This window comes from Streptomyces albiaxialis, from assembly GCF_039530985.1.
Taxonomy (GTDB): Bacteria; Actinomycetota; Actinomycetes; order Streptomycetales; family Streptomycetaceae; genus Streptomyces; species Streptomyces albiaxialis.
Genome location: NZ_BAAAPE010000015.1, coordinates 143549 through 170089 on the forward strand (window position 1 = coordinate 143549; position 26541 = coordinate 170089).

General features: G+C 73.0%; 21 protein-coding genes. 15 read left to right on the top strand and 6 right to left on the bottom strand.

Features of this window, described 5'->3' with window-relative positions; all coding sequences use genetic code 11:
- Positions 1-10 precede the first annotated feature (10 nt).
- A complete protein-coding gene (locus ABD343_RS29845) occupies positions 11-805 on the bottom strand; it encodes a tyrosine-protein phosphatase (RefSeq protein WP_344532552.1) in 795 nt (264 codons plus the stop codon).
- 230 nt (positions 806-1035) lie between these two features.
- Here ABD343_RS29845 and ABD343_RS29850 point away from each other — a divergent pair, with 230 nt between their 5' ends.
- The 8 genes from ABD343_RS29850 (at position 1036) to ABD343_RS29885 (ending at position 10479) form a co-directional block, all read left to right on the top strand.
- Positions 1036-2025: an alpha/beta hydrolase gene (locus tag ABD343_RS29850; RefSeq protein WP_344532553.1), complete on the top strand. Its 990-nt coding sequence runs from the start codon at positions 1036-1038 to the stop codon at positions 2023-2025.
- A gap of 200 nt (positions 2026-2225) precedes the next feature.
- Positions 2226-4223 (top strand): sensor histidine kinase, encoded by a 1998-nt coding sequence (locus tag ABD343_RS29855; protein ID WP_344532555.1) that lies wholly within the window; start codon positions 2226-2228, stop codon positions 4221-4223.
- A gap of 41 nt (positions 4224-4264) precedes the next feature.
- On the top strand, positions 4265-4681 hold the full coding sequence (locus tag ABD343_RS29860) for a roadblock/LC7 domain-containing protein (RefSeq protein ID WP_344532557.1): 417 nt from the start codon (positions 4265-4267) through the stop codon (positions 4679-4681).
- Between the two features lie 9 nt (positions 4682-4690).
- Entirely contained in the window at positions 4691-5095 is a 405-nt protein-coding gene (locus ABD343_RS29865; protein ID WP_344532558.1) for a DUF742 domain-containing protein, read from the top strand.
- Entirely contained in the window at positions 5073-5726 is a 654-nt protein-coding gene (locus ABD343_RS29870) for a GTP-binding protein (protein WP_344532560.1), read from the top strand. The genes ABD343_RS29865 and ABD343_RS29870 overlap by 23 nt, the downstream gene beginning before the upstream one ends.
- A complete protein-coding gene (locus ABD343_RS29875; RefSeq protein WP_344533100.1) occupies positions 5686-6225 on the top strand; it encodes a GAF domain-containing protein in 540 nt (179 codons plus the stop codon). Before ABD343_RS29870 ends, ABD343_RS29875 begins: the two co-directional genes overlap by 41 nt.
- Before the next feature lie 104 nt (positions 6226-6329).
- The gene (gene lacZ, locus ABD343_RS29880; protein WP_344532561.1) at positions 6330-9497 is read left to right on the top strand and encodes a beta-galactosidase, LacZ type; all 3168 of its coding nucleotides are present in this window, start codon (positions 6330-6332) and stop codon (positions 9495-9497) included.
- Between the two features lie 43 nt (positions 9498-9540).
- On the top strand, positions 9541-10479 hold the full coding sequence (locus ABD343_RS29885; protein WP_344532563.1) for an alpha/beta fold hydrolase: 939 nt from the start codon (positions 9541-9543) through the stop codon (positions 10477-10479).
- 31 nt (positions 10480-10510) lie between these two features.
- On the opposite strand, the gene ABD343_RS29890 is transcribed toward ABD343_RS29885, so the two are convergent.
- Positions 10511-12679, bottom strand: a complete 2169-nt coding sequence (locus ABD343_RS29890) for a putative bifunctional diguanylate cyclase/phosphodiesterase (RefSeq protein WP_425578313.1) — start codon at positions 12677-12679, stop codon at positions 10511-10513.
- Entirely contained in the window at positions 12676-13497 is an 822-nt protein-coding gene (locus ABD343_RS29895; RefSeq protein WP_344532565.1) for an SAM-dependent methyltransferase, read from the bottom strand. The genes ABD343_RS29890 and ABD343_RS29895 overlap by 4 nt, the downstream gene beginning before the upstream one ends.
- Positions 13498-13778: 281 nt before the next feature.
- Here ABD343_RS29895 and ABD343_RS29900 point away from each other — a divergent pair, with 281 nt between their 5' ends.
- From ABD343_RS29900 to ABD343_RS29920, 5 genes are all read left to right on the top strand, one after another.
- Complete coding sequence (locus tag ABD343_RS29900) at positions 13779-15398, top strand: ABC transporter substrate-binding protein (protein ID WP_344532566.1); 1620 nt, start codon at positions 13779-13781, stop codon at positions 15396-15398.
- Positions 15399-15487: 89 nt separating this feature from the next.
- A complete protein-coding gene (locus ABD343_RS29905; RefSeq protein WP_344533102.1) occupies positions 15488-16447 on the top strand; it encodes an ABC transporter permease in 960 nt (319 codons plus the stop codon).
- Positions 16444-17268, top strand: a complete 825-nt coding sequence (locus ABD343_RS29910; RefSeq protein WP_344532568.1) for an ABC transporter permease — start codon at positions 16444-16446, stop codon at positions 17266-17268. The genes ABD343_RS29905 and ABD343_RS29910 overlap by 4 nt, the downstream gene beginning before the upstream one ends.
- A 226-nt stretch (positions 17269-17494) precedes the next feature.
- The gene (locus ABD343_RS29915) at positions 17495-18424 is read left to right on the top strand and encodes an ABC transporter ATP-binding protein (RefSeq protein WP_344532569.1); all 930 of its coding nucleotides are present in this window, start codon (positions 17495-17497) and stop codon (positions 18422-18424) included.
- Positions 18421-19140, top strand: a complete 720-nt coding sequence (locus tag ABD343_RS29920) for an ABC transporter ATP-binding protein (RefSeq protein ID WP_344532570.1) — start codon at positions 18421-18423, stop codon at positions 19138-19140. The genes ABD343_RS29915 and ABD343_RS29920 overlap by 4 nt, the downstream gene beginning before the upstream one ends.
- Here ABD343_RS29920 and ABD343_RS29925 read toward each other — a convergent pair.
- The gene (locus tag ABD343_RS29925) at positions 19097-20347 is read right to left on the bottom strand and encodes a transglycosylase family protein (RefSeq protein ID WP_344532572.1); all 1251 of its coding nucleotides are present in this window, start codon (positions 20345-20347) and stop codon (positions 19097-19099) included. The two genes, ABD343_RS29920 and ABD343_RS29925, sit on opposite strands and share 44 nt — an antisense overlap.
- Before the next feature lie 99 nt (positions 20348-20446).
- Complete coding sequence (locus ABD343_RS29930) at positions 20447-21238, bottom strand: DUF6227 family protein (RefSeq protein ID WP_344532574.1); 792 nt, start codon at positions 21236-21238, stop codon at positions 20447-20449.
- 278 nt (positions 21239-21516) lie between these two features.
- Here ABD343_RS29930 and ABD343_RS29935 point away from each other — a divergent pair, with 278 nt between their 5' ends.
- Both ABD343_RS29935 and ABD343_RS29940 read left to right on the top strand, forming a co-directional pair.
- Positions 21517-23064, top strand: coding sequence for an FAD-dependent oxidoreductase (locus tag ABD343_RS29935; RefSeq protein WP_344532576.1), 1548 nt, complete (start codon positions 21517-21519; stop codon positions 23062-23064).
- A 126-nt stretch (positions 23065-23190) separates the two neighbouring features.
- Entirely contained in the window at positions 23191-24645 is a 1455-nt protein-coding gene (locus ABD343_RS29940) for an LCP family protein (RefSeq protein ID WP_344532578.1), read from the top strand.
- Between the two features lie 9 nt (positions 24646-24654).
- On the opposite strand, the gene ABD343_RS29945 is transcribed toward ABD343_RS29940, so the two are convergent.
- Complete coding sequence (locus ABD343_RS29945; RefSeq protein ID WP_344532580.1) at positions 24655-26484, bottom strand: acyl-CoA dehydrogenase; 1830 nt, start codon at positions 26482-26484, stop codon at positions 24655-24657.
- Positions 26485-26541: the final 57 nt, after the last annotated feature.

Genomic DNA, 26541 nt, shown 5'->3' on the forward strand with positions numbered 1-26541 from the left:
CCGGGCGGGCTCAGCCCTCCAGGAAGCGGTCACGCAGGCGCGTACGGGTCTCCGGAGCTATCCGGAGGCCCTGCGCGAGGTAGGTGTCCACGTCGCCCCACACCTCATCGATCGTCGCGAACGCCGCCTCCAGGTACGCGGCGCGCGCGTCGAACAGCGGCGAGAGCAGCTCCATCACCTCGGGCGACATGCCCGCCTGCGACTTGCCGCTGCGGTGCACCTTGTAGCGCCGGTGCGGGGAGTTGGACTCCAGGTAGTCGGCCTCGATCGCCGCGCGCTCCACGCCCAGCGCGAGGAGCGTGACCGCGATGGAGAGGCCCGCGCGGTCCTTGCCGGCCGCGCAGTGCATCAGGGCGGGCACGCTGTCCTCGGCCAGCGAGTGCAGCACCCGGCTGTGCTCGGCGGTGCGCTCCTTGATGATCGTCCGGTACGACCTGGTCATACGGTCGGCCGCGAGGCCGTCGCCCAGGATCGCGCGGAGCTGGTCCAGCTCGCCGTCGCGCACCATCTGCCAGAACTCGGCGCCGTCGGCCGGGTCGCTCAGCGGAATGTTCACGTTCCGCACGCCGGGGAGCGCGACGTCGGGGCCCTCCAGGGCCTGGTCGGCCGAGTTCCGGAAGTCGAAGACGGTGTGGAGACCGAGCCCGCCGAGGAACTCCGCGTCCTCCGGAGTCGCGTGCGCGAGGTGCCCGCTGCGGAACAGCACGCCCTGCCGGACGCGGCGCCCGTCGGCGGTCGGCAGCCCTCCGACGTCGCGGAAATTCCTGACTCCGGTCAGTACGGCCTCGGCGGACTGCTGGCTCACGCTTGCTCCCTCGGTCGCGGCTTCGACACTCTGTTGACCATACGACATGGCTGTCGAGGGGCAATCGGCTCGTACGCGTGACCCTCGCGACAGCGGACGCCAAGGGGTGAAAAGGGGGTGGCCCGGCGGCTCCCGGGCGCGGAGACTGGCAGGCCCGCGCCCGCGCGCACCCCGCCCCCGCGGGCCCCGCGCGCGCACGATCGGACGACTGCCGGACGACTGGAGGAGCCGTGCCGCTCGATCCTCAGGTGGAGGCCCTGCGGGCCGCCCGTACCGCCGCCGCGGCTCCGCCGCTCTACACGATGAGCCTCGACGAGGCCCGCGCCGCCGACCGCGCCGACGCGCTCGCCTCGGGCGGCGACCCCGAGCCCGTCGGCGAGGTGACCGACACCGCGATGCCGGGGCCCGGGGGACCGCTGCCGCTGCGGATCTTCCGCCCGGACGTCCCGGACGTACCGGAGGCCCCGGACGATCCGGACGCCCCCGGCCCGCTCCCCGTGCTCGCCTACTTCTTCGGCGGCGGCTGGACCCTCGGCTCGCTCGACACCTGCGACGCGATCTGCCGCAGGCTCGCCAACGCGGTGCCCTGCGTGGCCGTCGCGGTGGGCTACCGGCTGGCGCCCGAGCACAAGTTCCCCGCCGCGGTCGAGGACTGTTTCGCCGCGGTCCGCTGGGCCGCCGCGCACGCCTCCGGGTACGGCGGGGACCCCGGGCGGCTCGCGGTGGGCGGCGACAGCGCCGGGGGCAACCTCGCGGCCGTCACCTCGCTCCTCGCCCGCGAGCGCTCGGGGCCGCCGCTCGCCGCCCAGCTCCTCGTCTACCCGAACACCGACCACCACGCGGACACGCCCTCGCAGCGGGAGAACACGGACGACGCGTTCTTCAACGCCCGTTCCGTGGACTGGTACTGGCGCCACTACCTGCGCGGCCCCGAGGACGGCGCCAGCCCGTACGTCTCGCCGCTGCGCGCCCGCGACCTCGGCGGGCTGCCTCCCGCACTGGTGATCACCGCGGAGTACGACCCGCTGCGCGACGAGGGCGAGGCGTACGCACGCAGGCTGCGCGAGGCCGGGACCCCCGCCGCGCTGAGCCGGTACGACGGAATGATCCACGGCTTCTTCGCGATGCCCGGGGTCCTGGACGCGGCGGGCGCGGCACTGGACGAGGCGGCGGAGTTCCTGCGCGTACGCCTGGCGCCCGGGGCGGGCGGCGCGCGCTGAAGGCGGCGCCCGGCGCGCGGAGTTGACGGCCGCGCGCGTCAAACACGCACTCGGAATCTTCACTCTTTGGGAGCTGGCGGGGGGTGGCGAATACCTCGTCTGTACCGGGTGCGGGTGCGAGCGAGGGCTAGCGTGGCAACGCCTCAGATCAGAGCGCGCTCCTCAGTCACGTCAGCCCTCAACCCACCCCGAGGAACCCCATGCCTGAACCCCCGAGCCACGCGGTGCAGACAGGCGCGAACGGCTCGCGGCGACGGCACGGCAGGGCCCCCGCGCGCGAGAGCGCGGGGGACGCCACGGTGCGGCACCGCATGGTGCGCCTCGCCGTGCTGCCCGCCGGGCTCATCGCCGTCGCGGGGGCCGCCGTCGTGGCGTACGTGATGCGCGTCCAGGGCGGCATCGACGCCACCGGGACGCCCGCGCCGGGCCCGGTGGGCGCCCCCGTGTGGGGCGTGCTCGCCGGAAGCCTGCTCCTGGTCTGCGCCGTGATCGTGACCGCCGCGATGCTCGCCTCCTCGGAGGCCCGCGGCACCGTCGAGCGGTACGCGGCGCTGCGCCGCTCCGTCGCCCGGGGCCAGGCCGAACTCCGCGCGACGCTCCAGGCGCTGGAGCGCGGCGAGCGCCCCCAGCCGCGCCCGCGCACGCCGGAGCCGGTCCCGGAGGCCACGGGCGACGCGCTCGACCTGCTCGCGCACGAGTTCGCCGTCGCCCAGCGGACCGCGGAGACGGCGCTGACGGAGGCCGCCGCGCTCGTCCGCAGCACGTACAGCGGCAGCGAGGAGAAGGTCGAGGTCTTCGTCAATCTCGCCCGCAGGCTCCAGTCCCTGGTCCACCGCGAGATCGAGCTGCTGGACGAGCTGGAGAACGAGGTCGAGGACCCCGACCTGCTCAAGGGCCTCTTCCACGTCGACCATCTCGCGACCCGGATGCGGCGTCACGCCGAGAACCTCGCCGTGCTCGGCGGCGCCGTCTCCCGGCGCCAGTGGACGCGCCCGGTCTCGATGACCGAGGTGCTGCGCTCGGCCATCGCCGAGGTCGAGCAGTACCCCCGGGTGAAGCTCGTGCCCCCGATCGAGGGCACGCTGCGCGGGCACGCCGTCGCCGACGTCATCCATCTGCTGGCCGAACTCATCGAGAACGCCACGCTGTTCTCGGCTCCGCAGACGCAGGTGCTGCTCCGCGCCCAGCACGTCACCTCGGGCCTCGCCATCGAGGTCGAGGACAGAGGCCTGGGCATGACGCCCGCCGAGCAGAACCATATGAACGCCGTGCTGTCCGAGCCCGACCGTATCGACGTGCCGGAGCTGCTCCAGGACGGCCGTATCGGGCTGTTCGTGGTCTCGTCCCTCGCCCGGCGCCACGGCGTCGTCGTCCAGCTCCAGAGCAACATCTACGGCGGCATCCAGGCCGTGCTCGTGCTGCCCCGCGTCCTGCTCGGCGACGAGCAGCCCGAGGACGGGGGAGCCGGTGCGGCCGGGGGAGCGGGGACGGCCGGGGCGGCCGGGCTCGCGGGAGGGACGGAGGGGCTGGGGACGTACGCGCCGGCGTCCGCCGGCGCGCAGGCCCGCGCCGAGCACGTCGGCGTCGTGGGCGCGGAGGACGACGGACAGCGGACGGCCCCCGACGGCGGGACGCCCCGGTCCGCGGCCCCGGCCGCGGGCGATCCCGTACCGCCGCCCCCGCAGCCCCGCGCCGAGGAGCGCAGAGGCGGGGACGGCGCGGACGGTACGGGCGGTACGGACCGTACGGACGTCGCGGGCGGTGCGGACGCCGTGAGCGAGGCCCTGCGGTCCGTGCGGGCCGTCGACCCGCTCCCCGCGCCGTCCGCCCCGCCCATGCCCGCCGCGCCGTCCGGCTCCCCGGCGTCCCCCGTCTCCTCCGGTGCCCCCGCCTCCTCCGTCTCCTCCGCGTCCGGCGTGCCCTCGCCGCAGGCCGGGAAGCCGCGGCTGCCCAAGCGGCGCCGCCAGGAGCACCTGGTGCCCGAGCTGCGCGATCCGCCCGTGCCCTTCGGCGGCTCCCACGCGGAGGCGGTGGCCGAGGAGGGGCACGATCCCGGCCTGATGGCCGCCTTCCGGCGCGGCACCAGCCTCGCCGACGAGACCGACCTCGACGGAGGCCCGTACGCCGCCCCCGGCGCGGACCTCCCCAGCGACCCGTCCCCGGCGTCCGGCGGGGACAGCCCCCGTCCCGCCCGTTAGTGCCTGCCCAGAGCGGCCCCCACGAGGAGAAGAACGCGACCATGGTGAGCGAAGCGCCCTTGGGCCAGAACACCGACATCTCCTGGCTGTTGACCGGCCTGGTGCAGCGCGTCCCGCACGCGCACAGCGCGCTCCTGCTGTCCTCCGACGGCCTGGTGAAGGCCGTCGACGGCATGGAGCCCGACACGGCCGACCACATGGCCGCGCTCGCCTCGGGGCTGTACTCGCTGGCGCGCAGCGCCGGGGTGCGGCTGGGGGAGGGCGGCGAGGTGCGCCAGGTCGTCGTCGAGCTGGAGTCCTCGCTGCTCTTCGTCTCCACCGCGGGCAACGGCGCGTGTCTGGCCGTGGTCGCGGGCCGCGAGGCGGACGCGGCCGTGCTGGGGTACGAGATGGGGATGCTGGTCAAGAGCGTCAGACCGTATCTGGCGATCCCGGCCCGGCAGCCGGCGGGGCGCTGAGGCCGGGGCATGCGCGACCCTCAGCCGTCCCCCGCGCGGGACGAGGAGGAGGGGCCGCTCCTCGACGACGACGCGGGCAGGCTGATCCGCCCGTACACCGTCAGCAACGGACGCACCAGGCCCACGGCGCACTTCGACCTGATGACCCTGGTGATGGCCACGGGAACGCGGCCGCAGAGCTATCTCGGGCCCGATCACGCCCAGGTCCTGGGGCTGTGCGGCGGCCCGGTCTCGGTGGCCGAACTCGCCTCGCGGACGCGCCTCCCCGCGGTCGTGACCAAGGTGCTGCTCTCCGACCTGGCCGACTGCGGGGCGATCACCACGCGGGCCCCGGCACCCGTGCCGCTGGGCCCCGACCCGACCGACCGACAACTGCTGGAGGCGGTGCTGGATGGGCTCCGTAGACGACTCTGAGGACCGCGGGACGACGGCCGGGGGCGTGGACCTCTTCCCGACCGCGCTGAAGATCCTGGTCGCCGGCGGCTTCGGCGTCGGCAAGACGACGTTCGTGGGCGCCGTCAGCGAGATCGAGCCGCTCAGCACGGAGGAGCTGCTCACCCAGGTCAGCGTCGGCAAGGACGACCTGTCGGGCGTCGAGAACAAGGCGACGACGACCGTGGCCATGGACTTCGGCCGGATCTCGCTCAGCAGCGACCACATGCTCTACCTCTTCGGCACCCCGGGCCAGGAGCGCTTCTGGTTCCTCTGGGACGAGCTGTGCAACGGGGCTCTGGGCGCCGTGGTGCTGGCGGACACCCGCCGCCTCGAACACTGCTTCTCCGCCGTGGACTTCTTCGAGCGCCGGGGCCTCGGCTTCATCGTGGCGGTCAACGAGTTCGACGGCGCGTTCCACTACGACCCCGAGGAGGTGCGCGCCGCGATAGACCTCAAGCCCGAGGTGCCGGTGGTGGCCTGCGACGCGCGGCTCGCCAGCTCGGGCACCCAGGTCCTCGTCTCCCTGGTCCAGCATCTGATCGATTCTTGGAGGAGCGATCATGGCGCCGATGTCGTACGACCCCACGACCCACCTGCTGCTCACCCCTGAGGACGCCGAGGCGCCGCGGCGGGTCGTCCGGCTGCGGGAGCTGGGGATCGGCGAGGCGCCGGACCCGGAGTTCGACGCGTTCGCCCGCAGGCTGGCGGGCGTCACGGGCGCGCCGTACGCGATGGTGAACTTCATCGACGAGCACCGGCAGTTCTTCGCCGGGCTCCACGCTCCCGACGGCGGCGAGGCCGATCCCGCGCGCCGCGTGCTCGCGCGCGACCACGGCTACTGTCCGCACGTCGTGGTGCGGCGCAAGGCGCTGGTGCTGGAGGACATCCGCGACTACCCCCGGTTCGCGGGCAATCCGGTCGTGGACGAGACCGGCATCCGCTCGTACCTGGGAGCGCCGCTGATCGACCGTACGGGCATGACGCTGGGCACGGTCTGTGTGGTCGACCACGAGCCCCGGCGGTGGGGGCGGCAGGGGCTGGAGACCATCAAGTCCATGGCCGCGGAGCTGGTGGAGCAGATCCAGCTCCGTGAGCGCGGCGGGCTCTGAGGGGACGGTCGGGACGGCCCCTGAGGGGATGACGGGCCCCGGGGGATGAAAATCTGTGTGCGAAAGTGTTGATGTGCCTTGATGCTTGTGGTGTCTTGTGAGGTATGGATGCCAAGCCATGGGCACGAAGAACATTTCTGACGGCAAGTGGCGGAGTCCTCGCGGGCTGGGCCGCCTTCCGGGACCAGAAGGCCGCTTTCGCCAAGGCGGCGGGCCGGGAATGGGATGCCGATCCGACGACCTTCGCGGTCAACCGTGAACCGGCGCGCGCGGCGCTCGTCCCGTACCCCGACGCCGCCTCCGCGCTCCGCGGGAAGCCCGCCGACTCGCCGTACTACCGCTCGCTGAACGGGAGTTGGCGCTTCCGCTGGTCCGAGAATCCCGACAAGAGGCCCGAGGGGTTCCACCGGCCCGGGTACGACGACAGCGGCTGGGACCGGCTCCCCGTCCCGTCCAACTGGGAGATGCACGGCTACCGCGAGCCCATCTACCTCAACGTCCCCTACCCGTGGAGCGGTTACGAGGAGCCCGAGCCGCCCCAGGTGCCGAAGTCCTTCAACCCCGTCGGCTCCTACCGCCGCGCCTTCACCGTGCCGCGCGGCTGGAAGGGACGGCGGACCCTGCTCTCGTTCCAGGGTGTGAAGTCCGCCTTCTTCGTGTGGGTGAACGGAGAGCAGGCCGGCTACAGCGAGGACAGCTTCACGCCCGCCGAGTTCGACATCACCGGTCTCCTGCGCGAGGGCGAGAACACCCTCGCCGTCGAGGTGTACCGCTGGTCCGACGGCAGTTGGCTGGAGGACCAGGACATGATCGACCTGTCCGGGATCTTCCGCGACGTGTATCTGTACTCCGTCCCGCCCGTACGCCTCGACGACGCCGAGGTCTCCACGGACTTCGACGACGCCTTCCGCGACGCCCGCCTCACCGTACGGACCCGGCTGCGCAACCGTACGGACGAGAAGGCGGAGGCCCACACCGTCCGCGCCGTCCTCCACGGCCCGGACGGGAAGGAGGTGGACACGGACGGGCTCGACGGGAGCGCCGAGGTCCCCGCCCGGGGCACCGCCGACCTGGAGTTCTCCTGCGACGTCCGCCGCCCCGCGCCCTGGTCGGCCGAGAGCCCCGGCCTGTACGTCCTCGTGCTGACCGTGACCGGGCCGGACGGGCGTACGACCGAGACGCACCGCGTGCGCTTCGGCTTCCGGCAGATCACCTACGGGCCCGGCAAGCTGGAGATCAATGGCAAGCCGATCGTCTTCAACGGAACCAACCGGCACGAGTTCGATCCCGTGCATGGCCAGGCCGTGCCCGAGGAGACGATGCTGCGCGACATCCGCCTGATGAAGCAGCACAACATCAACGCCGTCCGCACCTCGCACTACCCCAACCACCCGCGCTGGATGGAGCTGTGCGACGAGTACGGCCTCTACGTGATCGACGAGGCCAATCTGGAGTCCCACGGCATCCGCGACTCCCTCCCCGCCTCCCTCCCGGAGTGGACGGACGCGTGCGTGGACCGGGCCCGCAGCATGGTCGAGCGCGACAAGAACCACGCCTGCGTCGTCATGTGGTCCCTGGGCAACGAGGCGGGCCAGGGCGACAACTTCCGCGAGATGGCCGACTGGATCCACCGGCGCGACGCCTCCCGCCCCGTGCACTACGAGGGCATGAACGAGGCCGCCGACGTGCACAGCCAGATGTACACGACGCCCGCGGACGTCGAGGCGTACGGGAAGTCGGGCAACCCCAAGCCGTTCATGCTCTGCGAGTACGCGCACTCCATGGGGAACAGCACCGGCAACTTCCGCGAGTACCGGGACATCTTCGAGAAGTACCCCAACCTGCACGGCGGCTTCATCTGGGACTGGGTCGACCAGTGCATCAGGAAGCCCGTCCCCGGCGACTCCTCCCGCACCTACCTCTCCTACGGCGGCGACTGGGTCCCCGGCTATCCGACCGACGGGAACTTCTGCTGCAACGGCATCGTGCGCGGCGACCGTGAACCGGACCCCGAGATCCACGAGGTCAAGCACGTCTACCAGCGCGTGGCCTTCTCCGCCGCCGACGGCGGGGCCGAGAAGGGGCGGGTCACCCTCGCCAACAAGCAGCTCTTCACCGGCCTCGACGCCTACGAGCTGCGCTGGGAGGTCACCCGCGACGGCGTACGCGAGCAGCACGGCACCGTGGCGCCGCCCCGGACGGAGCCCGGCGGCAAGGCCACCGCCGAGCTGCCCCTCAAGCGCCCCGCACGCCCGGAACCCGGCGCCGAGTACTGGCTGAACCTCGCCCTCGTCCTGCGCCGGAAGACCCGCTGGGCCGACACCGGGCACGAGGTCGCCACGGAACAGCTCGCCCTCAAGGGGTGGCAGAAGCCCGCACCCGAGGAGCCCGGCGACGGCGGACTGCCGCCCGTCGAGTACGAGGAGACCGGCACCGAGGTCACCGTCTCGGGGCGCGATTTCCGGCTCACCCTCGACAAGGCCAAGGGCACGCTCACGGCCTTCACCCACAAGGGCGCCCCGGTGCTCACGGAGGGCCCGGAGCCGAACTTCTGGCGCGGACCGACCGACAACGACATCGGGCGCAAGTTCCAGGAGACCGCGAAGACCTGGCGCGACGCGGGGAGCAAGCGGAAGACCGAGAGCGTGAAGGTCACCCGCGAGTCCGCGTCCGTCGTCGCGATCGAGATCCGCGCCACGCTGCCGACTTCGCCCGCGACCAGCGCGTACACCACCGTCCTGACCGTGCGCGGCGACGGCGAGGTGCGCGTCGCGCACACCCTGGAGCCCGGAAAGGGACTGCCGGACCTGCCGATGGTCGGCGCGCTGCTCACGCTCCCGGAGGAGTACGGGACGTTCGCCTGGTACGGACGCGGTCCGCACGAGAACTACCAGGACCGCAACACCGGCGCCCCCGTCGGGCGTTACCGCTCCACCGTGGAGGAGCAGTTCACCCCGTACGTACGTCCGCAGCAGTGCGGCAACGTCACCGGGGTCCGGCGGGCGACGCTCACCGGGAAGGGCGGCGGGCTGCGGGTGGAGACGGAGCCGGGCGACCACCTGGAGCTGAGCGCCCTGCGGTACACCCCGCACGACCTGGACGGGCCGAAGCACCCGTACGAGCTGAAGCCCCGCGAAGCGACCGTCCTCGGCGTCAACCACCGGCAGATGGGCGTCGGCGGCAACGACTCCTGGGGCGCTCCGCCGCTGGAGGAGTACCTCCTTCACGCGGACCGTACCTACCGTTACGGTTACCGCCTGCGAGCGGTCTGATCACACGGGACACAGGACACGGGACACGAGGAGGGCACGGGCCATGGGCGACGGGCACGAGCGGCGGGACGACTTCACGACGGCGGCGGACGGGACGCCGGTGGCCACGTACACCTGGCTGCCGGAGGGCACTCCGCGCGCCCTCGTGCAGATCGCCCACGGCGCCGCCGAACACGCCCGGCGCTACGACCGGTTCGCGCGCTTCCTCAACCGGCACGGGTACGCCGTCGTGGCCTCGGACCACCGGGGCCACGGCGCGACCGCCCGGCACACCGGCGGCTACGGCGCGGTCGGCGACGCCGGCTGGCCCGCCATCGTCACCGACCTCAAGGAGATCGGCGACCGGGTGCGCGCCGAACTCCCGGGCGGCACACCCTTCGTCTTCCTCGGGCACAGCATGGGCTCGCAGCTCGCCCGCGACTACGCGCAGGAGTACGGCGAGGGCGGCGGTCTGGCCGGGATGATCCTCTCCGGGACGTTCCGGTCCCTGCCCGGCAGCGAGGCCGCGTCGGACATTCGCCGTCTGGAGGGCGAGATCGAGAAGGGCGGCCGGGACGCGCCCTCGAGGTACGTCGCCGAGCTGTTCGGCTCGTTCAACGACCCTTTCCCGCACCGCACGGGCTACGAGTGGCTCTCGCGCGACGCGGCCGAGGTCGATGTCTACGCGGCGGACGAGGGCTGCGGCTTCGACTTCGGTGCCGGTCTCGCGCTGGACTGGGTGCGGGCCATCCGCAGGATCAACGACCCGGCGCGGCTCGCCCGGATCCCGCGCGACCTGCCCGTCCACCTCGCGGTGGGCGAGCAGGACCCGTGCAACCAGCGGATGACGCTGGTGTACGAGCTGCTGGAGGACTTCCGCTACGTGGGCCTGCGCGAGGTGACCTGGCGCGGCTACGCGGACGCGCGGCACGAGATCCTCAACGAGACGAACCGCGAGGAGGTCCAGGCGGACCTCCTCGCGTGGCTCGACAAGCACGTGTGAGGCCCTCGCGGCCCGCCGTACGGCCCGCGCGTCAGCCCTCCACCCACTCCTGGGCGAACTCGGCGGCCGACGACGGGCGCGCGTAGTACCAGCCCTGCGCCGTGTCGCAGCCCAGGTCGCGCAGTTGCGCGGCCTGGTGCTCGGTCTCGACGCCCTCCACCGTCACGGCCAGGCCCAGCGCGTGCGCCAGCGAGACGATGCCCTCGACGAAGGTGACGTCGACCGGGTCGGCCGGGTGGCGCTGGAGGCCCTGGGTGAAGGAGCGGTCGAGCTTGAGCGTGGTCGCGGGCAGCCTGCGGAGGTTGGCGAGGTTCGAGTAGCCCGTGCCGAAGTCGTCCAGGGCGATGTCCACGCCCATCTCCGCGAGCTGCCACAGGGGCTTCAGCTCGTCCTCGTCGGCCCCTATCAGAGCGCTCTCGGTGACCTCCAGGCAGAGCGAGGAGGGCTCGACACCGGCGGCCTCCAGGACGGCGATGGTGTCCGGCACCAGGTCCGGGTGGTGGAGCTGGCGGGGTGAGAGGTTCACGTTCACCCGCATCGGCTGCCCCGCCGCCCAGTCGCACGCCTGCCGTACGGCCTGCTCCAGCACCCAGCGGCCCAACGGGACGATCAGCCCGGTGTGTTCGGCCAGCGGGATGAAGCGGTCCGGGCCGAGGCGCCCGTGGACAGGGTGCTCCCAGCGCACCAGGGCCTCCGCGCCGTCGACGCGGCCGTCGCTCATGCGGATCAGCGGCTGGTACTCCAGGAAGAACTCGTCCCGCTCCAGCGCGGCGGGCAGGTGGTTGGTGAGGCTGTGGCGGTCTATGGCCCGCGCGTCCGAGTCCGGGTCGGCCAGCTCGTACCGGTTCCCGCCCGCGTCCTTCGCGCGGTACATGGTGATGTCGGCGCTGCGCATGACCTCCGCGGGGCCCAGATCGCCGCTGGGGCCCTCGACGATGCCGATGCTGGCCCGTACGGACAGCTCGCGGCCGTCCACCGAGATCGGGGTCGCCAGCGCGGCGAGCGCGGCGCGGGCCAGCGAGGTGACCTCCTCGCGGCCCTCCGGGTCGGAGATCAGCACCACGAACTCGTCGCCGCCGATCCGGGCGACCAGGTGCGAGGGCGCGGGGGAGCAGGACTGGAGGCGCTCGGCGACGGAGATCAGCAACTGGTCGCCGACGGCGTGCCCGAGGCTGTCGTTGACGGCCTTGAAGCCGTCGATGTCCAGGTAGCACAGCCCGAAGCGTTTCACGCCGCTGCCGGCGGTCAGGATCCGCTCCAGGCGCTCGGCGAACAGCGTCCTGTTGGGCAGCCCGGTCAGCTCGTCGTGCGTCGCCTCGTACCGCAGCCGCAGGTGGAGCAGGCGGCGCTCGGTGATGTCCTCCATCAGCGCGAGCTGGTAGCGGGGCTCGCCCTCCGCGTCGCGCAGCAGCGAGACGGTCAGGTTGGTCCACAGCACGGTGCCGTCGGGGCGCTGGTAGGGCTTCTCGACGCGGAAGTGGTCGCGCTCGCCGCGTGCCAGCTCGCGGTGGAGCCGCCAGACCCCGGGGGCGTCGTCGGGGTGTACCCAGTCGTTGATGTTGCGGCGGCGCATCTCCTCCTCGGAGCGGCCGAACATCCGGGCGAGCGCCCCGTTCGCGTCGCGCAGGCGGCCGCTCATGTCGGCGATGCCGATGCCGATGGTCGCTTCCTTGAACACCGCGCGGAACCGGGTCTCGCTCGCGTGCAGCGCCTCCTCCACGGCCGTCTGCGCGGCCAGCGCGGCGCGCGAGAGCGCCTCCTGCTCGGCGAGCGTCCGCTCGCGCAGGGCGCGCGAGAAACCGGCCGCGATGGCGTGCTGGAGCCGGGCGCAGCGGGAGCGGGCGTCGTCGACCGGCAGGGCGCCGGGCGTGCTGCCGTAGAGCACCAGGTAGGACTCGACGACGCCGAGGATGTGCGGCAGCGCGTCGGGGCTCGTGCAGTGCGCGGCGACGAGGGCCTCGCCGACGTCCCAGCCCGGCGCCGGGCTGAACGGATGCGCGTGCAGCGCCTCACCGAGCGTGCGGGCCAGGGGGTGGAGGTACTCCTCCAGCTCCAGGCGGGTCATGGAGGTCTGCGTCGCCGGATAGACGGTCCGGCTCCAGATCGTCGCGAAGCGGCGCAGGCCGTCGTCGTCCGTGGGGCCCGCCGTCGGGCCGCTGTCGTCGTCGAGCTCGTCGCGCTCGTGCGCCCCGGAGGTCACCCGGCGAACCCCGCTTTGCGGCCCACCCCGGCGAAGCCGCTGAAGGAGACCGCGTCCTCCAGCTCGGGCGGGGAGTCGGGATGCCAGCGGGGGACCGACACGAGGCCGGGCTCGACGAGGTCGAAGCCGTCGAAGAGCCGCTCGATCCCCTCCCGTGAGCGGATGACGAGCGGCGAGTTCGTCCGGCTGTAGACCTTCTGGACGCCGATGCCGCCGTCGCGCTTGGGGCCGCCCTCGGGGGAGCCGTGGGAGATCACCAGCAGGCTGCCGGGGGCCAGGGCGCGGCCGAACTCGGCGATGGTCTTGACCGGTTCGTCCTTGTCCTCGATGAAGTGGAGCAGCGCGACGAGCATCAGCGCGACCGGCTTGTCGAGGTCCAGGAGCCGCTCGACCTCCGGGCTCTCCAGCACGTCCTGCGGGGAGCGGAAGTCGGCGGAGACGATCGCCGCCGTCCCGTCGCCGCCGAGGACCGCGCGGCTGTGCGCGACGGCCACCGGGTCGTTGTCGACGTAGACCACGCGGGAGGCGGGGTCCACGGCCTGGGCGACCTCGTGCACATTGCCGAAGGTGGGGATGCCGGAGCCGATGTCCAGGAACTGGGTGACGCCCTCACCGATCGCGTACCGGATGGCGCGGCGCATGAAGGCCCGGTTCGTCTGCATGATCTTCGGGAGTCCCGGCCAGGCCGCGATGGCCTGGCGCGCCGCTTCCCTGTCGATCTCGAAGTTGTGCGAGCCGCCGAGGTAGTAGTCGTACATCCGCGACACACTGGGCACGTTGAGATCGATGCCCTGTGGGGCCCATGCGGGACGTTCCATCGAGGGGTCTCCAGCTCGGTCAGCATGACGGGGGTTCCCGATACGGGACATGAGGCTACTGACCCCGGGACTCCGCGTGGAAGGAATCGTGGGTTCTCCGGTGTGAACTCGTCCTGATCTTGCCCACCCGGAACGGGCCTTTCCGGGCATAGCACCCTGTCCCATGCCAGGAGGGCGGGGCCGGGAGGGGGTCCGGCCCCGGAGTGACGGCGTCCGGTCTCGTGCTGTTTAATTGCGAATCGTTCGCAAGAGCATTCGACCACCAGTAGGGAGCACGAGGGATGACGGCCCGGACGGTACGGACAGCGACCGCCACAGTGATGGCCCTGGCGGCGCTGGCGGGGGTGGCGGCCTGCTCGGCCCCGGGCAGCGACGACGGGGGTTCCGGGGGGACGGATTCGGTCACCGTCGGTGTCGCGCAGGAGCCGGAGACGCTCAGTCCGCTCCTCGGGTACGGCCGGGAGGGCAACTCGAAGATATTCGACGGCCTCCTCAAGCACGACGCGAAGATGAACCTCAAGCCCGCCCTCGCCACGAAGCTCCCCGAGGTCAGCGAGGACGGCAAGACCTACACGTACACGCTGCGCGACGGCGTGAAGTTCAGCGACGGCAAGCCGTTCACCGCCGACGACGTGGTCTTCACCTACGAGACGATCCTCGACAAGAAGACCAACAACGCCTACAAGGACGACTTCGCCGCCCTCAAGAGCGTCCGCGCCGAGGGCAAGACCGCCGAAGGCAACGAGAAGGTCGTCTTCACCCTCAAGTACCCCTACGCGGCCTTCGCCGAGCGCACCCTCCAGCCGATCGCCTCCAAGGCCGTCGCGAGCAAGGGTGACGTCAACAACGGCCCGTACAACACCGAGCCCGTCGGCACCGGGCCCTACACCCTGTCGAGCTGGCGCAAGGGCGAGAAGCTCAGCTTCAAGGCCAACCCGCACTACTGGGGCGGCAAGCCGAAGGTGAAGCGGTTCACCGTCGCCGTCATCGAGGACGACGACGTGCGCGCCACCCGCCTCAAGTCCGGCGACCTGGACGCCGCGATCCTGCCGCCCAACCTCGCCAAGCCGTACGAGAACTCCGGGGACGGCGACGGCAAGAAGGTCATCGAGGCCACCACCGCCGACTACCGCGCCGTCTCCCTGCCCTCCGGCAACCCCGTCACCGGCGACAAGGACATCCGCCGCGCCCTCGACCTCGCCGTCGACCGCGGGGCCATGGTCAAGTCCATCCTCAACGGCGCGGGCAAGCCCGCCTACGGGCCGCTCGCCGGCGACCACCCGTACTTCGCCAAGGGCACCGAGCGGAAGCACGACCTCGCCGGGGCCAAGAAGATCCTCGACAAGGCGGGCTGGAAGCCCGGCAAGGACGGCATCCGCGAGAAGGACGGCGAGCGCGCCGCCTTCAAGCTCTGGTACTTCTCCGGCGACAAGCTCCGCCAGGACCACGCCCTCGCCTACGCCTCCGACGCCAAGAAGGCCGGGATCGACATCAAGGTCCAGGCCGGCAGCCGCGAGGTCATCCAGCCCAAGCTCAAGCACGACCCGATGCTGCTCGGCAACGGCTTCCCGCCGGACCCCGACTTCGACATGTACCCCGCGCTGCACTCCTCGCAGATCGGCAGCGGCTGGAACAACATGGCGTTCTTCAAGAGCGGCGCCGTCGACAAGGCCCTCGACGAGGGCCGCCGGAGCCGCGACGAGAAGGTCCGCCACAAGGCGTACGACAAGGTCCAGAAGGAGCTGGCGAAGAACCCGCCGTACACCTTCCTGACCACCATCGACCACGTCTACGTGATCGACGACAAGTGGAAGGGCCTCACCACCCAGACCGAGCCGCACGACCACGGCATCGGCGCCGGTCCCTGGTGGAACGTGCAGGACTGGCAGCCGAAGAAGTGACGAAGGCCGCGACAGCGGCGCGCCGCCCGGGCGGTCCGGGACGCCCGGACCGCCCGGGACGCAGGAGGCTCGGGGCCCCGGCGGCGCGCCTGGTCGGACGCAGGCTGCTCGCGGCCGTGCCCGTGCTGGCCGCCGTGACCTTCGGCGTCTTCGCGGTCGCCGCCGCGTCCCCGTTCGACCCCGTGCAGCAGTACGCGGGCTCCGCCGGGCTCAACGCCTCCCAGGAGACGCTGGAGCAGCTCCGCCGCAACCTCGGCGTCGACGGGCCCTTCCCCGAGCGCTGGTGGCACTGGGTCACCCACGCCCTCTCCGGGGACCTCGGCGACTCCACGGCGCTGCGCCAGCCCGTCTCCCAGGTCATCGGCGAACGCCTCGGCTGGTCCGTGCTGCTGTGCGCGGCCGGCTTCCTCTTCGCCGTCGTCGTCGGCACGGCGCTCGGCGTCGCCGCCGCGCGCCGCCGGGGCGGGCTCCTGGACCGGGCCGTCACCTCCGTCTCGTACGCCCTGGAGGCCGCGCCGCCGTTCTGGATCGGGCTGCTCGGCATCTGGCTCTTCGCGATCCAGTTCGACCTGCTGCCCGCGGGCGGACTGACGGACTCCGGCAGCGACACGGTCACGGCCGGTGCCCTGCTCCGCCACCTCCCGCTGCCCGCGCTGGTCCTCGGCATCTCCCAGATCCCCTGGTTCCTGCTGTACGTCCGCCAGGGCGTCGGGGACGCGCTGGAGGAGGACGCCGTACGCGGCGCCCGCGCGCGGGGCCTCGCCGAGCGCACCGTGCTCCTCGGGCACGCCCTGCGGTCCGGGCTGCTGCCGGTCCTCACGCTGGTCGGCTCGCGGGTTCCCGAGCTGATCACCGGCGCGCTGCTCGTCGAGACGGTCTTCAGTTGGCCGGGCATCGCCTCGGCGACGGTGGAGGCGGCCACATCGACGGACTTCCCGCTGCTCGCGGCCCTGACCACGCTGGCCACGGTCGCCGTGCTGCTCGGCAACCTGCTCTCCGACCTGCTCTACGGGCTGGCCGACCCCCGCGTCGCGATGGAGGAGATGTGAGCGCCACCGTGAAGCTCCGCGCGTCGGTGGGGCTCGTCGCGCTGATCGTCCTCGCCGTCGTCCTCGTCCCGGTGCTCTTCCCGCTGGACGAGCAGGCCGTCGACATGGCGAACAAGCTCCGGGCGCCGTCCTGGGCGCACCCCTTCGGCACCGACGACGTCGGCCGCGACGTGCTCCTGCGCAGCGTCTACGGGCTGCGGGTCTCGCTCCTCGTCGGCGTCGTCGCGGCCCTGACGGCCACGGTCATCGGCACGGCGGTGGGCGCCGCCGCGGGGGCGGCCGGAGGCCGCACGGACCGGCTGGTCATGCGCGTGGTGGACGTCTTCTCCTCGGTCCCGCACCTGCTGCTCGGGATCTTCATCGTGGCGATGTTCCGGCCCGGCATCTGGCCCGTCGTGATCTCCGTCGGCCTCACGCACTGGCTCTCGACCGCGCGCATCGTCCGCGCCGAGGTGCTGTCGCTGCGCGCCCGGCCGTACGTGGACGCGGCGATCTCCGGCGGCGCGTCGCGCTGGCGCGTGGGCGTACGGCATCTGCTGCCGGGCGTGCTGCCGCAGGCCGGGCTGGCGGCCGTGCTGATGGTGCCGCACGCCATCTGGCACGAGTCCGCGCTGTCCTTCCTCGGCCTGGGCCTGCCCACGCACAAGGCGAGCCTCGGCAACATGATCCAGGGGGCGCGCGGCACGTTGCTGGCGGGCGACTGGTGGCCGACCCTCTTTCCCGGCCTCTTCATCATCATCCCGACCCTCGCGATCGCGGGGCTGGCCGGTGTCTGGCGCGAACGGATCAATCCCCGCCGTCGATCGGAGCTGATGCTGTGAGTTCCGCGGACGTCTTCTCCGGGGCTGTGCCCGGGGTGCCCCTTGCTGCCGCCCCGCAGCCTGCGGGTGCGCGGTGGTCGGCCGCGCAGTTCCCCGCGCCCCTGACCGCTGCGCTTGGGAGGTCTGCGCAAGGCGCAGGGCTGGCAAGCGCAGACCCGATGCCGGGTACGGGGGTGTCGGCGTGAAGCCTTTGCTGGCTGTGCGGGACCTGTCGGTGCGGTTTCGGATGCGGAGGGGGCGCGAGGTCGCGGCCGTTTCGTCCGTGTCCTTCGACCTCGCGCCCGGCGAGTGCCTCGCGCTCGTCGGGGAGAGCGGGTGCGGGAAGTCCGTGCTGGCCTCTGCCCTGCTGGGGCTGCTGCCCGGGAACGCCGTCGTGCGCGGCGAAGCCGTACTGCACGGGGGCGGCGACCCCGTGGACCTGCTGGCCGCCGACGAGCGGACGCTGGCCCGCTCGGTCAGGGGCCGGCGCGTCGGCCTCGTCCCGCAGAGCCCCGCCGCCCACCTCACGCCCGTACGCACCGTGCGCTCGCAACTCGCGGAGACCGTACGGGAGCTGACCGGCGCGCGAAAGGAAGCGCTGGCGGACGCGACGCACGCCGCCGCCGAGCGCGCCTCGTTCCCCGCCGACCACCTGGACCGGTACCCGCACGAGCTGTCCGGCGGCCTGGCCCAGCGCGCCGCGACGGCGCTCGCGCTCGTCGGGGACGCGCCGCTGCTGCTCGCGGACGAGCCGACCACCGGGCTCGACCGCGACCTGGTCGACAAGACGGTGGACGAGCTGCGCAGCCACGCGGGCGACGGCCGCGGACTGCTGATCATCACGCACGACCTCGCCGCCGCGGAGCGGATCGCCGACCGGGTCGCCGTGATGTACGCGGGGCGCGTCGTCGAACTCGCCGCCGCCGACCGCTTCTTCGGCGCGCCAGGCCCCCGCCACCCGTACGCGCGCGGCCTGCTCGACGCGCTGCCCGAGCGTGCCTTCACGCCCGTTCCGGGGATGCCGCCCGAGCTGGGCGACCTGCCCGAGGGGTGCGCCTTCGCGCCGCGCTGCCCGAGGGCGAGCGAGGCCTGCGCGGTCCAGCCGCCGTTCGACGAGGACGGCGGTGAGGGCGAGGCCTGCCACCATCCCGTCGTCCCCGAAGGGAGCCGTCCATGACAGCCGCCCTGGAGCTGCGGGGCGTCACCGCCGGGTACGACCGGCGGGACCCCGTCCTGCGGGACGCCTCGCTCGCCCTCGCCGAGGGGGAGGCCGTCGGGCTGCTGGGCCCGAGCGGCTGCGGCAAGTCGACGCTCGCGAAGGTCGCGGCCCTGCTGCACCGCCCGTACGCGGGCACCGTGCTGATCGGCGGCGAGGAGGCGCGCGGCTGGCGGCACCGGGCCCCGCGCGCGCAGCGCACCGCCGTCGGCGTCGTCTTCCAGCAGCCCCGTCTCGCGGCCGACCCCCGGCTCTCGCTGGCGGCGCTCGTCGCGGAGCCGCTGCGCGCCACCGGGCGGGGCGCTCAGGCCGCCGCCCGCGCCGAGGAGCTGGCCGCACGCGTCGGGCTCGGCCCCGACCTGCTCGCCCGCCGCCCCCACGAGGTGAGCGACGGGCAGCTCCAGCGGGCCTGCGTGGCGCGCGCCCTCGCGCTGCGGCCACGCGTGCTGGTGTGCGACGAGATGACGGCCATGCTCGACGCCTCGACCACGGCGGCGCTGGTCGCCGTGGTCGAGGAGTACCGCGCGGACAGCGGCGCCGCGCTCCTCGCCGTCGGCCACGACCGCGTGCTGCTGGAGCGCTGGTGCGACCGTACGGTCGACTACGCCACCGGGCTCCGCGCCGCCCCGGACGTCACACCTTCGCGCCCCGCTCCCGCAGATACGCCAGCGGGTTGATGTCCGTCCCGTAGCCCGGGCCCGTACGGACCTCGAAGTGCAGGTGCGGGCCCGTCACATTGCCCGTCGCGCCCGAACGCCCTATGCGCTGGCCCGCGTCGACGGACTGCCCCGACCGTACGGAGATGGCCGACAGGTGCGCGTACTGGCTGTACTTGCCGTCGCTGTGCCGCAGCACCACCTGGTACCCGTACGCGTCGGCCCAGCCCGCCGAGACGACCTTGGCCTTGGTGACGGCCTTGACGGTCGTCCCGGTGCGCACGGGGAAGTCGACGCCCGTGTGGTAGCCGGAGGACCAGTTGCCGCCCGAGGCGCGGTAGGCCGTGCCGGGGCTGACGCCGCTGACGGGCGCGATGACGGACGACGAGGCGGGCTTCGCCTTGGCCTGCTGCCGCTGTTTCTGCGGCTGCTGCTTGGGCTTCGCCTCGGGCTTCGCCTCGGGCTTGGGCCTGGGCTTGGCCTCGGCCTTGCGCTCCGGTTTCCGCTCGGGCTTCCGTTCCGGCTCGGCCTTCGCCTTCTGCGGCGCGCCCGTGAGCCGCAGGTCCTGGCCCGGGAGGATCAGGTCGGGGTCCGCGCCGATGGTGGCGCGGTTCCGCTCGTACAGGCCCCGCCAGCCGCCGTCGACCGACTGGCCGTCCGCGATAGAGAAGAGGGTGTCCCCGCCGACCACCTCGTAGGTGGTCTGTTTCTTCTTCCGCTCCTCCTTGGCCTTCTCGGCCTTCTCGGCTTTCTCTGCCTTGTCGGTCCTCTCCTTTTTCTCCGGCTTCTCCTTCTGCTTCGCGGAGGCCTGCTGGACGCGGCGCTCGGGCTTGGCGTCCGGCTCGGCGCTGCCCCGGGTGAGCCCGGCGCGGGGGCCGCAGTTGGGCCACGCGCCGGGGCCCTGGCCCGCGAGGACCTTCTCCGCGACGGCGATCTGCTCGTACTTGGTCGCCAGGTCGGCACGCCCGGCGTACTTGCCGCCGCCGTACGCCTGCCAGGTGCTCTGCGTGAACTGGAGCCCGCCGTAGAACCCGTTGCCCGTGTTGATGTTCCACTTGCCGCTGCTCTCGCAGGCGGCCACCTTCTCCCACACGTCCTGCGGGGCCGCGTGGGCGAGCTGCGCGCCGACGAGCGGGATGGCGATGCCCGCACCTCCCGCGGTCACCTTGAGCGACGTGCGCGAGACGGTGCTTGGCTTGTAGCGGCGGTGACGCCCACGAGCGGACATGGCCGGTCCCTCCGTTGAATTGGCGGCCCACTGACAGGAGTTGGCGAGCGGGCCCACGATAGAGGCGCTGTTCTCCAGGTCACAAGAGGTCACATACGGTTACAGGTCGATGCCGCGGTCCCGGGCGCGCCTGAGCGCCGCCTGGTCGGCTCGCGCCTCCTCCAGATAGACCTCGCACACGAGGCGGCCCGTGCCGGACAGGTTGTGCTCCAGTTCGTAGAGGCTCACCTCGCTGCCGTCGGCGAGCAGGAACACATGCTCGTAGACCGAGCACCACACCTGGCACTCGCCGGTGCGCGCGGCGGGCTTGGGGACGTGCATGATCTGGTGCCCCAGCGCGGTGGCGAGCAGCCGCAGCGTCTCCTCGCCGGGCCGGTCGGGGTTCTCCGCGCGGCGCAGCAGCCGGCGGGCGTGCTCGGGCGAGTCCCGCTCGGTGTGGCTCGGGGAACGGCCGGGGCCGAGCGGGAAGGCGGCCGGCGGCTCGTCCTCGAAGTCCTCATCGATGAAACCGTCGAGCAGTTCGTCATCGTCCAGGTGTCCGAACGCGTCGTCGTCCATCCACCGGTGGACGCGGCGCTCGGAGCGGCGCAGAGCCTCCTCCGACTCGTAGATCTCGTACAGCTCGCGCCCGTCGCCGTCCTCCGCGTCGTAGCACAGCTCCCACAGCAGCAGACTGCCGCCGTCGGCGAGCAGGAAGACGTGCCGGAAACTGCTGCACCGCAGCGTTGGCGGGGGTGTGCTGCGGTGCCGCCATCCGTACAGCTCCGTCTGGAACATCACGGCGCTCTCCAGGCGGGAGAGCACGGCATCCGAGACGTCGAACGGATTCTGGGCCCGTGCGAGCAGCACTTCGAGATGGTGTGCAGGCGTCAGGTGCACTTCCTCGCCCATCGCGGAACCCTCCCGGCGTACAGCCAACAACCGATCGATCCCCGCGGGCACTCACCGTAGCGCCCCGAACGCGGTGCGCGGGCGGATTCCGGGGAATCCGCTTCTGCACGGGGAGCGCATAGGTGCCACACGGGGAGCGCACGACGGGCACACAAGGGCTGCACGGGAGCCGCCCCTCGGGGCGTGAGCGGCGGCGCACGGGGAACGACAAGGTGGGTGCGCACAATTGAGCCCTCTGTCGCGGACGCGGCGGAGGGCAGCGCGAAAGGGGCGTGGCGATGACCACTCTGCCCGTCGGATACGAGTCGTACTGGATGCTCTCGGCTGCCGGATCGCCCTACGCGCCGCTGGCGCCGGACAGCAGGACCGAGGCCGACGTCGCGGTGGTCGGCGGCGGCATCGCCGGGCTCTCGGTCGCGTGGGAGCTGGTCCGCGCGGGCCGGAGCGTGACGGTGCTGGAGTCCGACCGGATCGCCGCGGGCGTCACGGGCCACACGACCGCCAAGGTCTCGGCGCTGCACGGCCTCGCCTACGCCCACCTCCGTGAGAAGCGCGGCGCGGAGAACGCCCGGCTGTACGCGCGGTCCCAGCAGGACGCGATCGAGCATCTGGCCGAGGTCGCGGCCGGACTGGGCGCCGAGTGCGAGCTGGAACGCGTCCCCTGCTACACGTTCGTGGAGGGGGAGGGCCACGAGGACGAGATCCGGGCCGAGGCGGAGGCCGCGGCCGAGGCGGGCCTCGACGCCTCGTACGTGACGGAGACCGGCCTGCCCTTTCCGGTGCGCGCGGCCGTACGGGTGGAGGCGCAGGCCCAGTTCCATCCGCGCAAGTACCTGCTCGCGCTCGCGGAGGACCTCGTGCGGCGCGGCGGGACGGTCCACGAGCGCACCCGCGTGCTCGGCCTGGACGAGGGCGATCCGTGCACGCTCACGGCCGAGAACGGCGCCGAGGTGCGCGCCCGCGACGTGGTCGTGGCCACGCACTACCCGGTGTTCGACCGCGCGCTGATGTTCTCCCGCCTGGAGCCCCGCCGCGAGCTGGTCATCGCCGCGCTGCTGCCCGAGGACCAGGACCCCGGCGGCGGCTATCTCACGCCCGAGCGGGCCACGCGCTCGGTGCGCACCGCGCCCTACCCGTTCCGGGAAGGCCAGCGGCTGCTGATCGTCACGGGCGAGAAGTTCACCCCCGGCATGCCGGGCATCGGCTCGGTCGGCGCCCGCTACGAGCGCCTCGCGGCGTGGACGTACGAGCGCTTCCCCGACGCCCGCCCCGTGCACCGCTGGGCCACGCAGGACAACGAGACCACCGACCACGTGCCGTACATCGGCCGCTTCCACCCGGCGACGCAGCACACGTACGTGGCGACCGGCTTCGGCGGCTGGGGCATGGCCTCGGGCGTGCTCTCCGGGCAGCTCCTGGCCGCGCACATCACCGGCGGGGCGCTGCCGCCCTGGGCGAAGCTGTACGACCCGGTGCGGCTGCGCCCGCGCGAGGCGCCCGCGCTGCTGCGGCTCCAGTCGGCCGTGGCCCGCCGCTTCGTCGGGGACCGGCTGCGCCCCTCGTACGTCGACTCCGTGGACGAGATCAGTCCGGGTACGGGCGCGATCGTACGGATCCAGGGGCGGCGCTGCGCGGTGCACCGGACGGCCGAGGGCGAGCTGCGCGCGGTGTCGCCCCGCTGTACGCACCTGGGCTGCCTGGTCCGGTTCAACGACGCAGAGGCGGCCTGGGAGTGCCCCTGCCACGGCTCGCGCTTCGGCGTCGACGGCGAGGTGATCCAGGGCCCGGCGACCCGGCCGCTGGAGCCGCGGGACGACATCGGCTGAGGCCGCGGGCGATTGATCCGGCCGGGTGGTAGCGGGGGCGCGGGGGCCCGGCGTCGCGGAGTGGCGGGGGAGGGGCGTGCCTAGCATTCGGAATCATTTATTCCGCTCATCGCGGAGGTGTTCTCGATGCACGCACTCTTCCGGGGCCCACGGGCCCGCTCCACGGCCCGGCGGCTGCGCGGGCTGGCCCTCGTCGGAACCGCCTGGGCCCTGCTCTCCTGCGGCGTCGTGCCGCACGGCGGGCAGCAGGGCGCCGCGGCCCAGCGGGAGGCCGGTGCCGGGCGCGCGAAGGCGCTCAACATCCTCCTCGTGGGCCTCGACTCGCGCGCGGGCCTCTCCCCGGAGACCCGCGACCGCCTCCATGTGAACGGCAAGGCGTGCGACTGCACGGACGTGATGATGCTGATGCACGTCTCCGCCGACCGGCGCCGTGTCAGCGTCGTCAGCCTCCCCCGCGACTCGTACGTCCGCTTCGCGCCGCACAAGGACGGGAACAAGCCGCCGTCCGCCCACCGGGGGAAGATCAACGCCGCCCATGAGCACGGCGGCCCCTCCCTCACCGTACGGACCGTCGAGCAGGCCACGGGGCTGCGCGTCGACCACTACGCCGAGACCGACTTCGCCGACTTCGTGAAGACCGTGGACACCCTCGGCGGCGCGAAGGTCTGCACCCGCAAGCCGCTCTGGGACGAGAACGCCGGGCTCGACATCACCGCCGGCACACACGACTTCGACGGACGGAACGCCCTCCGCTACGCCCGCGCCCGGCACGTCACCCCGCCCGGCGACCTCGGCCGCGTCCGCCGCCAGCAGCAGCTCGTCGCCGCGATCCTCCACCGCCTCACCGGCGAGCGGGCCGCGGACGACCCGGCCGCGCTGCTGCGCACCGCGCGCGCCTTCCGCGGGACGGTGCGCACGGACGACGGGCTGACCGCGCGCGAGCTGGTGCGGCTCGCCGGGGAGCTGCGGGGGCTGAGCCCCGCCCGCACGGAGTTCGCGACCGTGCCCATCGGCCGGTTCGACTACCGGGTGCCGGCCTGGGGCTCGACGCTGACCTGGGACGAGCCGCGCGCCCGCGCCATGTTCCGCGCGCTCCGCGAGGACCGTCCGCTCCGGGACGAGCCCCGGCTGCGCCCGCCCCACGGGATGCGCCCGGTCGCGATGGAGCCGGGTCTGATCCCCGTACGGATCGAGGGCACGGGCGAGGCGAGCCTCCGCGTACGGGACGCGCTGCGCCGCAACGGCTTCGACGTCCTGGGCGGCGCGGGCGGGGCGGGCGGCACGGGCGGCGGGACAGGACCGGCCGCTGCGAAGAGCGCGAGGGGAACGAAGGAGGGCGCGAAGGACGCCACCATCACCTACGCGCCCGGCTACGACCGCGAGGCCCAGGTGCTGGCCACCGCGCTGCCGCGCGCCCGTACGCTCCCGGAGGTCGGGCACGGCCGCACCCTGACGGTCCGGCCGGGGACGGGGCGCACCGAGCTGGCGCGGATCGTCCACGACCGCAGCAGCGTCGAGGGCGCCCCCGCGTCGGCCGAGGCGCTCGCCTGCGACCCGACGGGCGGCCACGGCCCGCGCTAGCGGGCTTCCCTAGAGCCAGTCCGGGCCGGTCTCCAGCACGGTGGTGTCCAGCGACTCCAGCAGCGCGAACTGGGGGCCGGTCCGGGGCAGTTCGTACCGGAAGAAGTAGCGCGCGGCCTGGCGCTTGCCCTTCAGGAAGGCGTCCTCGCCGTCGGCCGCGAGGTACTGGCCGAGCCAGAGCCAGGCCACCACCACATGGCCGACCGCCTCCAGGTAGGCCGAGGCGTTGGCGAGCGCCACCGAGGGGTCGCCCGTGCTCCACAGCCGGGCCGTCGCGGCGGTCGTACGGTCCCAGGCCGCGCGCAGCTCCGCGGCGAGCGCCGCGGCCTCACCGCCCGCGCCCTCCGCGCGCTCCAGCGTCCCGCCGATCGCCTCGCCGAGCGCCGCGAGCCCGGCGCCGCCGTCCTGGACCGCCTTGCGGCCCAGCAGGTCGAGGGCCTGGATGCCGTGGGTGCCCTCGTGGATGGGGTTGAGGCGGTTGTCGCGGTAGTGCTGCTCGACGTCGTACTCGCGGGTGTAGCCGTAGCCGCCGTGCACCTGGATGGCCAGGTCGTTCGCCTCCAGGCACCACTGCGAGGGCCAGCTCTTGGCGATCGGGGTGAGCACGTCGAGCAGCAGCGCGGCGCGGTCCCGCTCCTCCTCGGTCTCCGCGGTGAGCTGCTCGTCCACCAGCCGCGAGCAGTAGAGCAGCAGGGCCAGCGCGCCCTCGACGTACGACTTCTGGGCCAACAGCATCCGGCGTACGTCCGCGTGCTCGACGATGGGCACCTGCGGCGCTGCCGGGTCCTTCGCGCCGTCCCCGGTCAGCGGGCGGCCCTGGGGGCGCTCGCGGGCGTACTCCAGGGACTTGAGGTAGCCCGTGTAGCCGAGGGCCATCGCGCCCGCGCCGACGCCGATACGGGCGCCGTTCATCATGTGGAACATGTACGCGAGCCCGCGGTGCGGCTCGCCGACGAGGTGGCCGACCGCGCCCGCCTCGCCGCCCGGCCTGTGCGCGGCGCCCTCGCCGAAGTTGAGCAGCGTGTTGACGGTGCCCCGGTACCCCATCTTGTGGTTGAGCCCGGCGGGCACCACGTCGTTGCGCTCGCCGAGCGAACCGTCGGGGCCCACCAGGTACTTGGGGACGATGAAGAGCGAGAGCCCCTTCACGCCGGGCGGGCCGCCGGGGATGCGGGCGAGGACCAGGTGGACGATGTTCTCGGCCAGCTCGTGGTCCCCGCCGGAGATCCACATCTTGCTGCCGAAGAGCCGGTACGTCCCGTCCGGGCGCTCCTCCGCCCTTGTCGCCACGTCGGCGAGCGAGGAGCCCGCCTGCGGCTCGGACAGGCACATCGTGCCGAAGAACCTCCCCTCCAGCATGGGGCGGACATAGGTCTCGACCTGCTCGGGGGAGCCGTGGGCGCACAGCAGGCGCGCGTTGCCCAGGGTGAGGAACGGGTAGGCGGCGGTCGCGATGTTCGCCGCCTGGAAGTATCCGAAGCAGGCCGTCGCGACGGTCTGCGGCAGGCGCATCCCGCCGAACTCCTCGTCCATCGTGGCCGCGAGGATGCCCGACTTCGCGAACACCTCCAGCGCCTCGGCGGCCTCGGGGACGGTGTGCACGCGTTCGCCGTCGAACCGGGGCTCCTCCTGGTCGTTCTTCTTGTTGTGCGGCGCGAAGTGGCGGGCCGCGATCTGCTCGCTGAGGTCGAGCGCGGCGTCGAAGGTCTCGCGGGAGTGCTCCGCGTACCGCTCGCGGCGGGTGAGGGACCCGGTGTCCAGCCAGGTGTGGAGCAGGAAGTCGAGATCGCGGCGGGAGAGCAGGAGCGAGGGTGTGGCCATGGAGGTGATCCGATCCATCCGGTCCCGGAGAAGTGGGCTAAGCGCTTGCTTATGTTCTGCCCCCGGGTCCGGCCC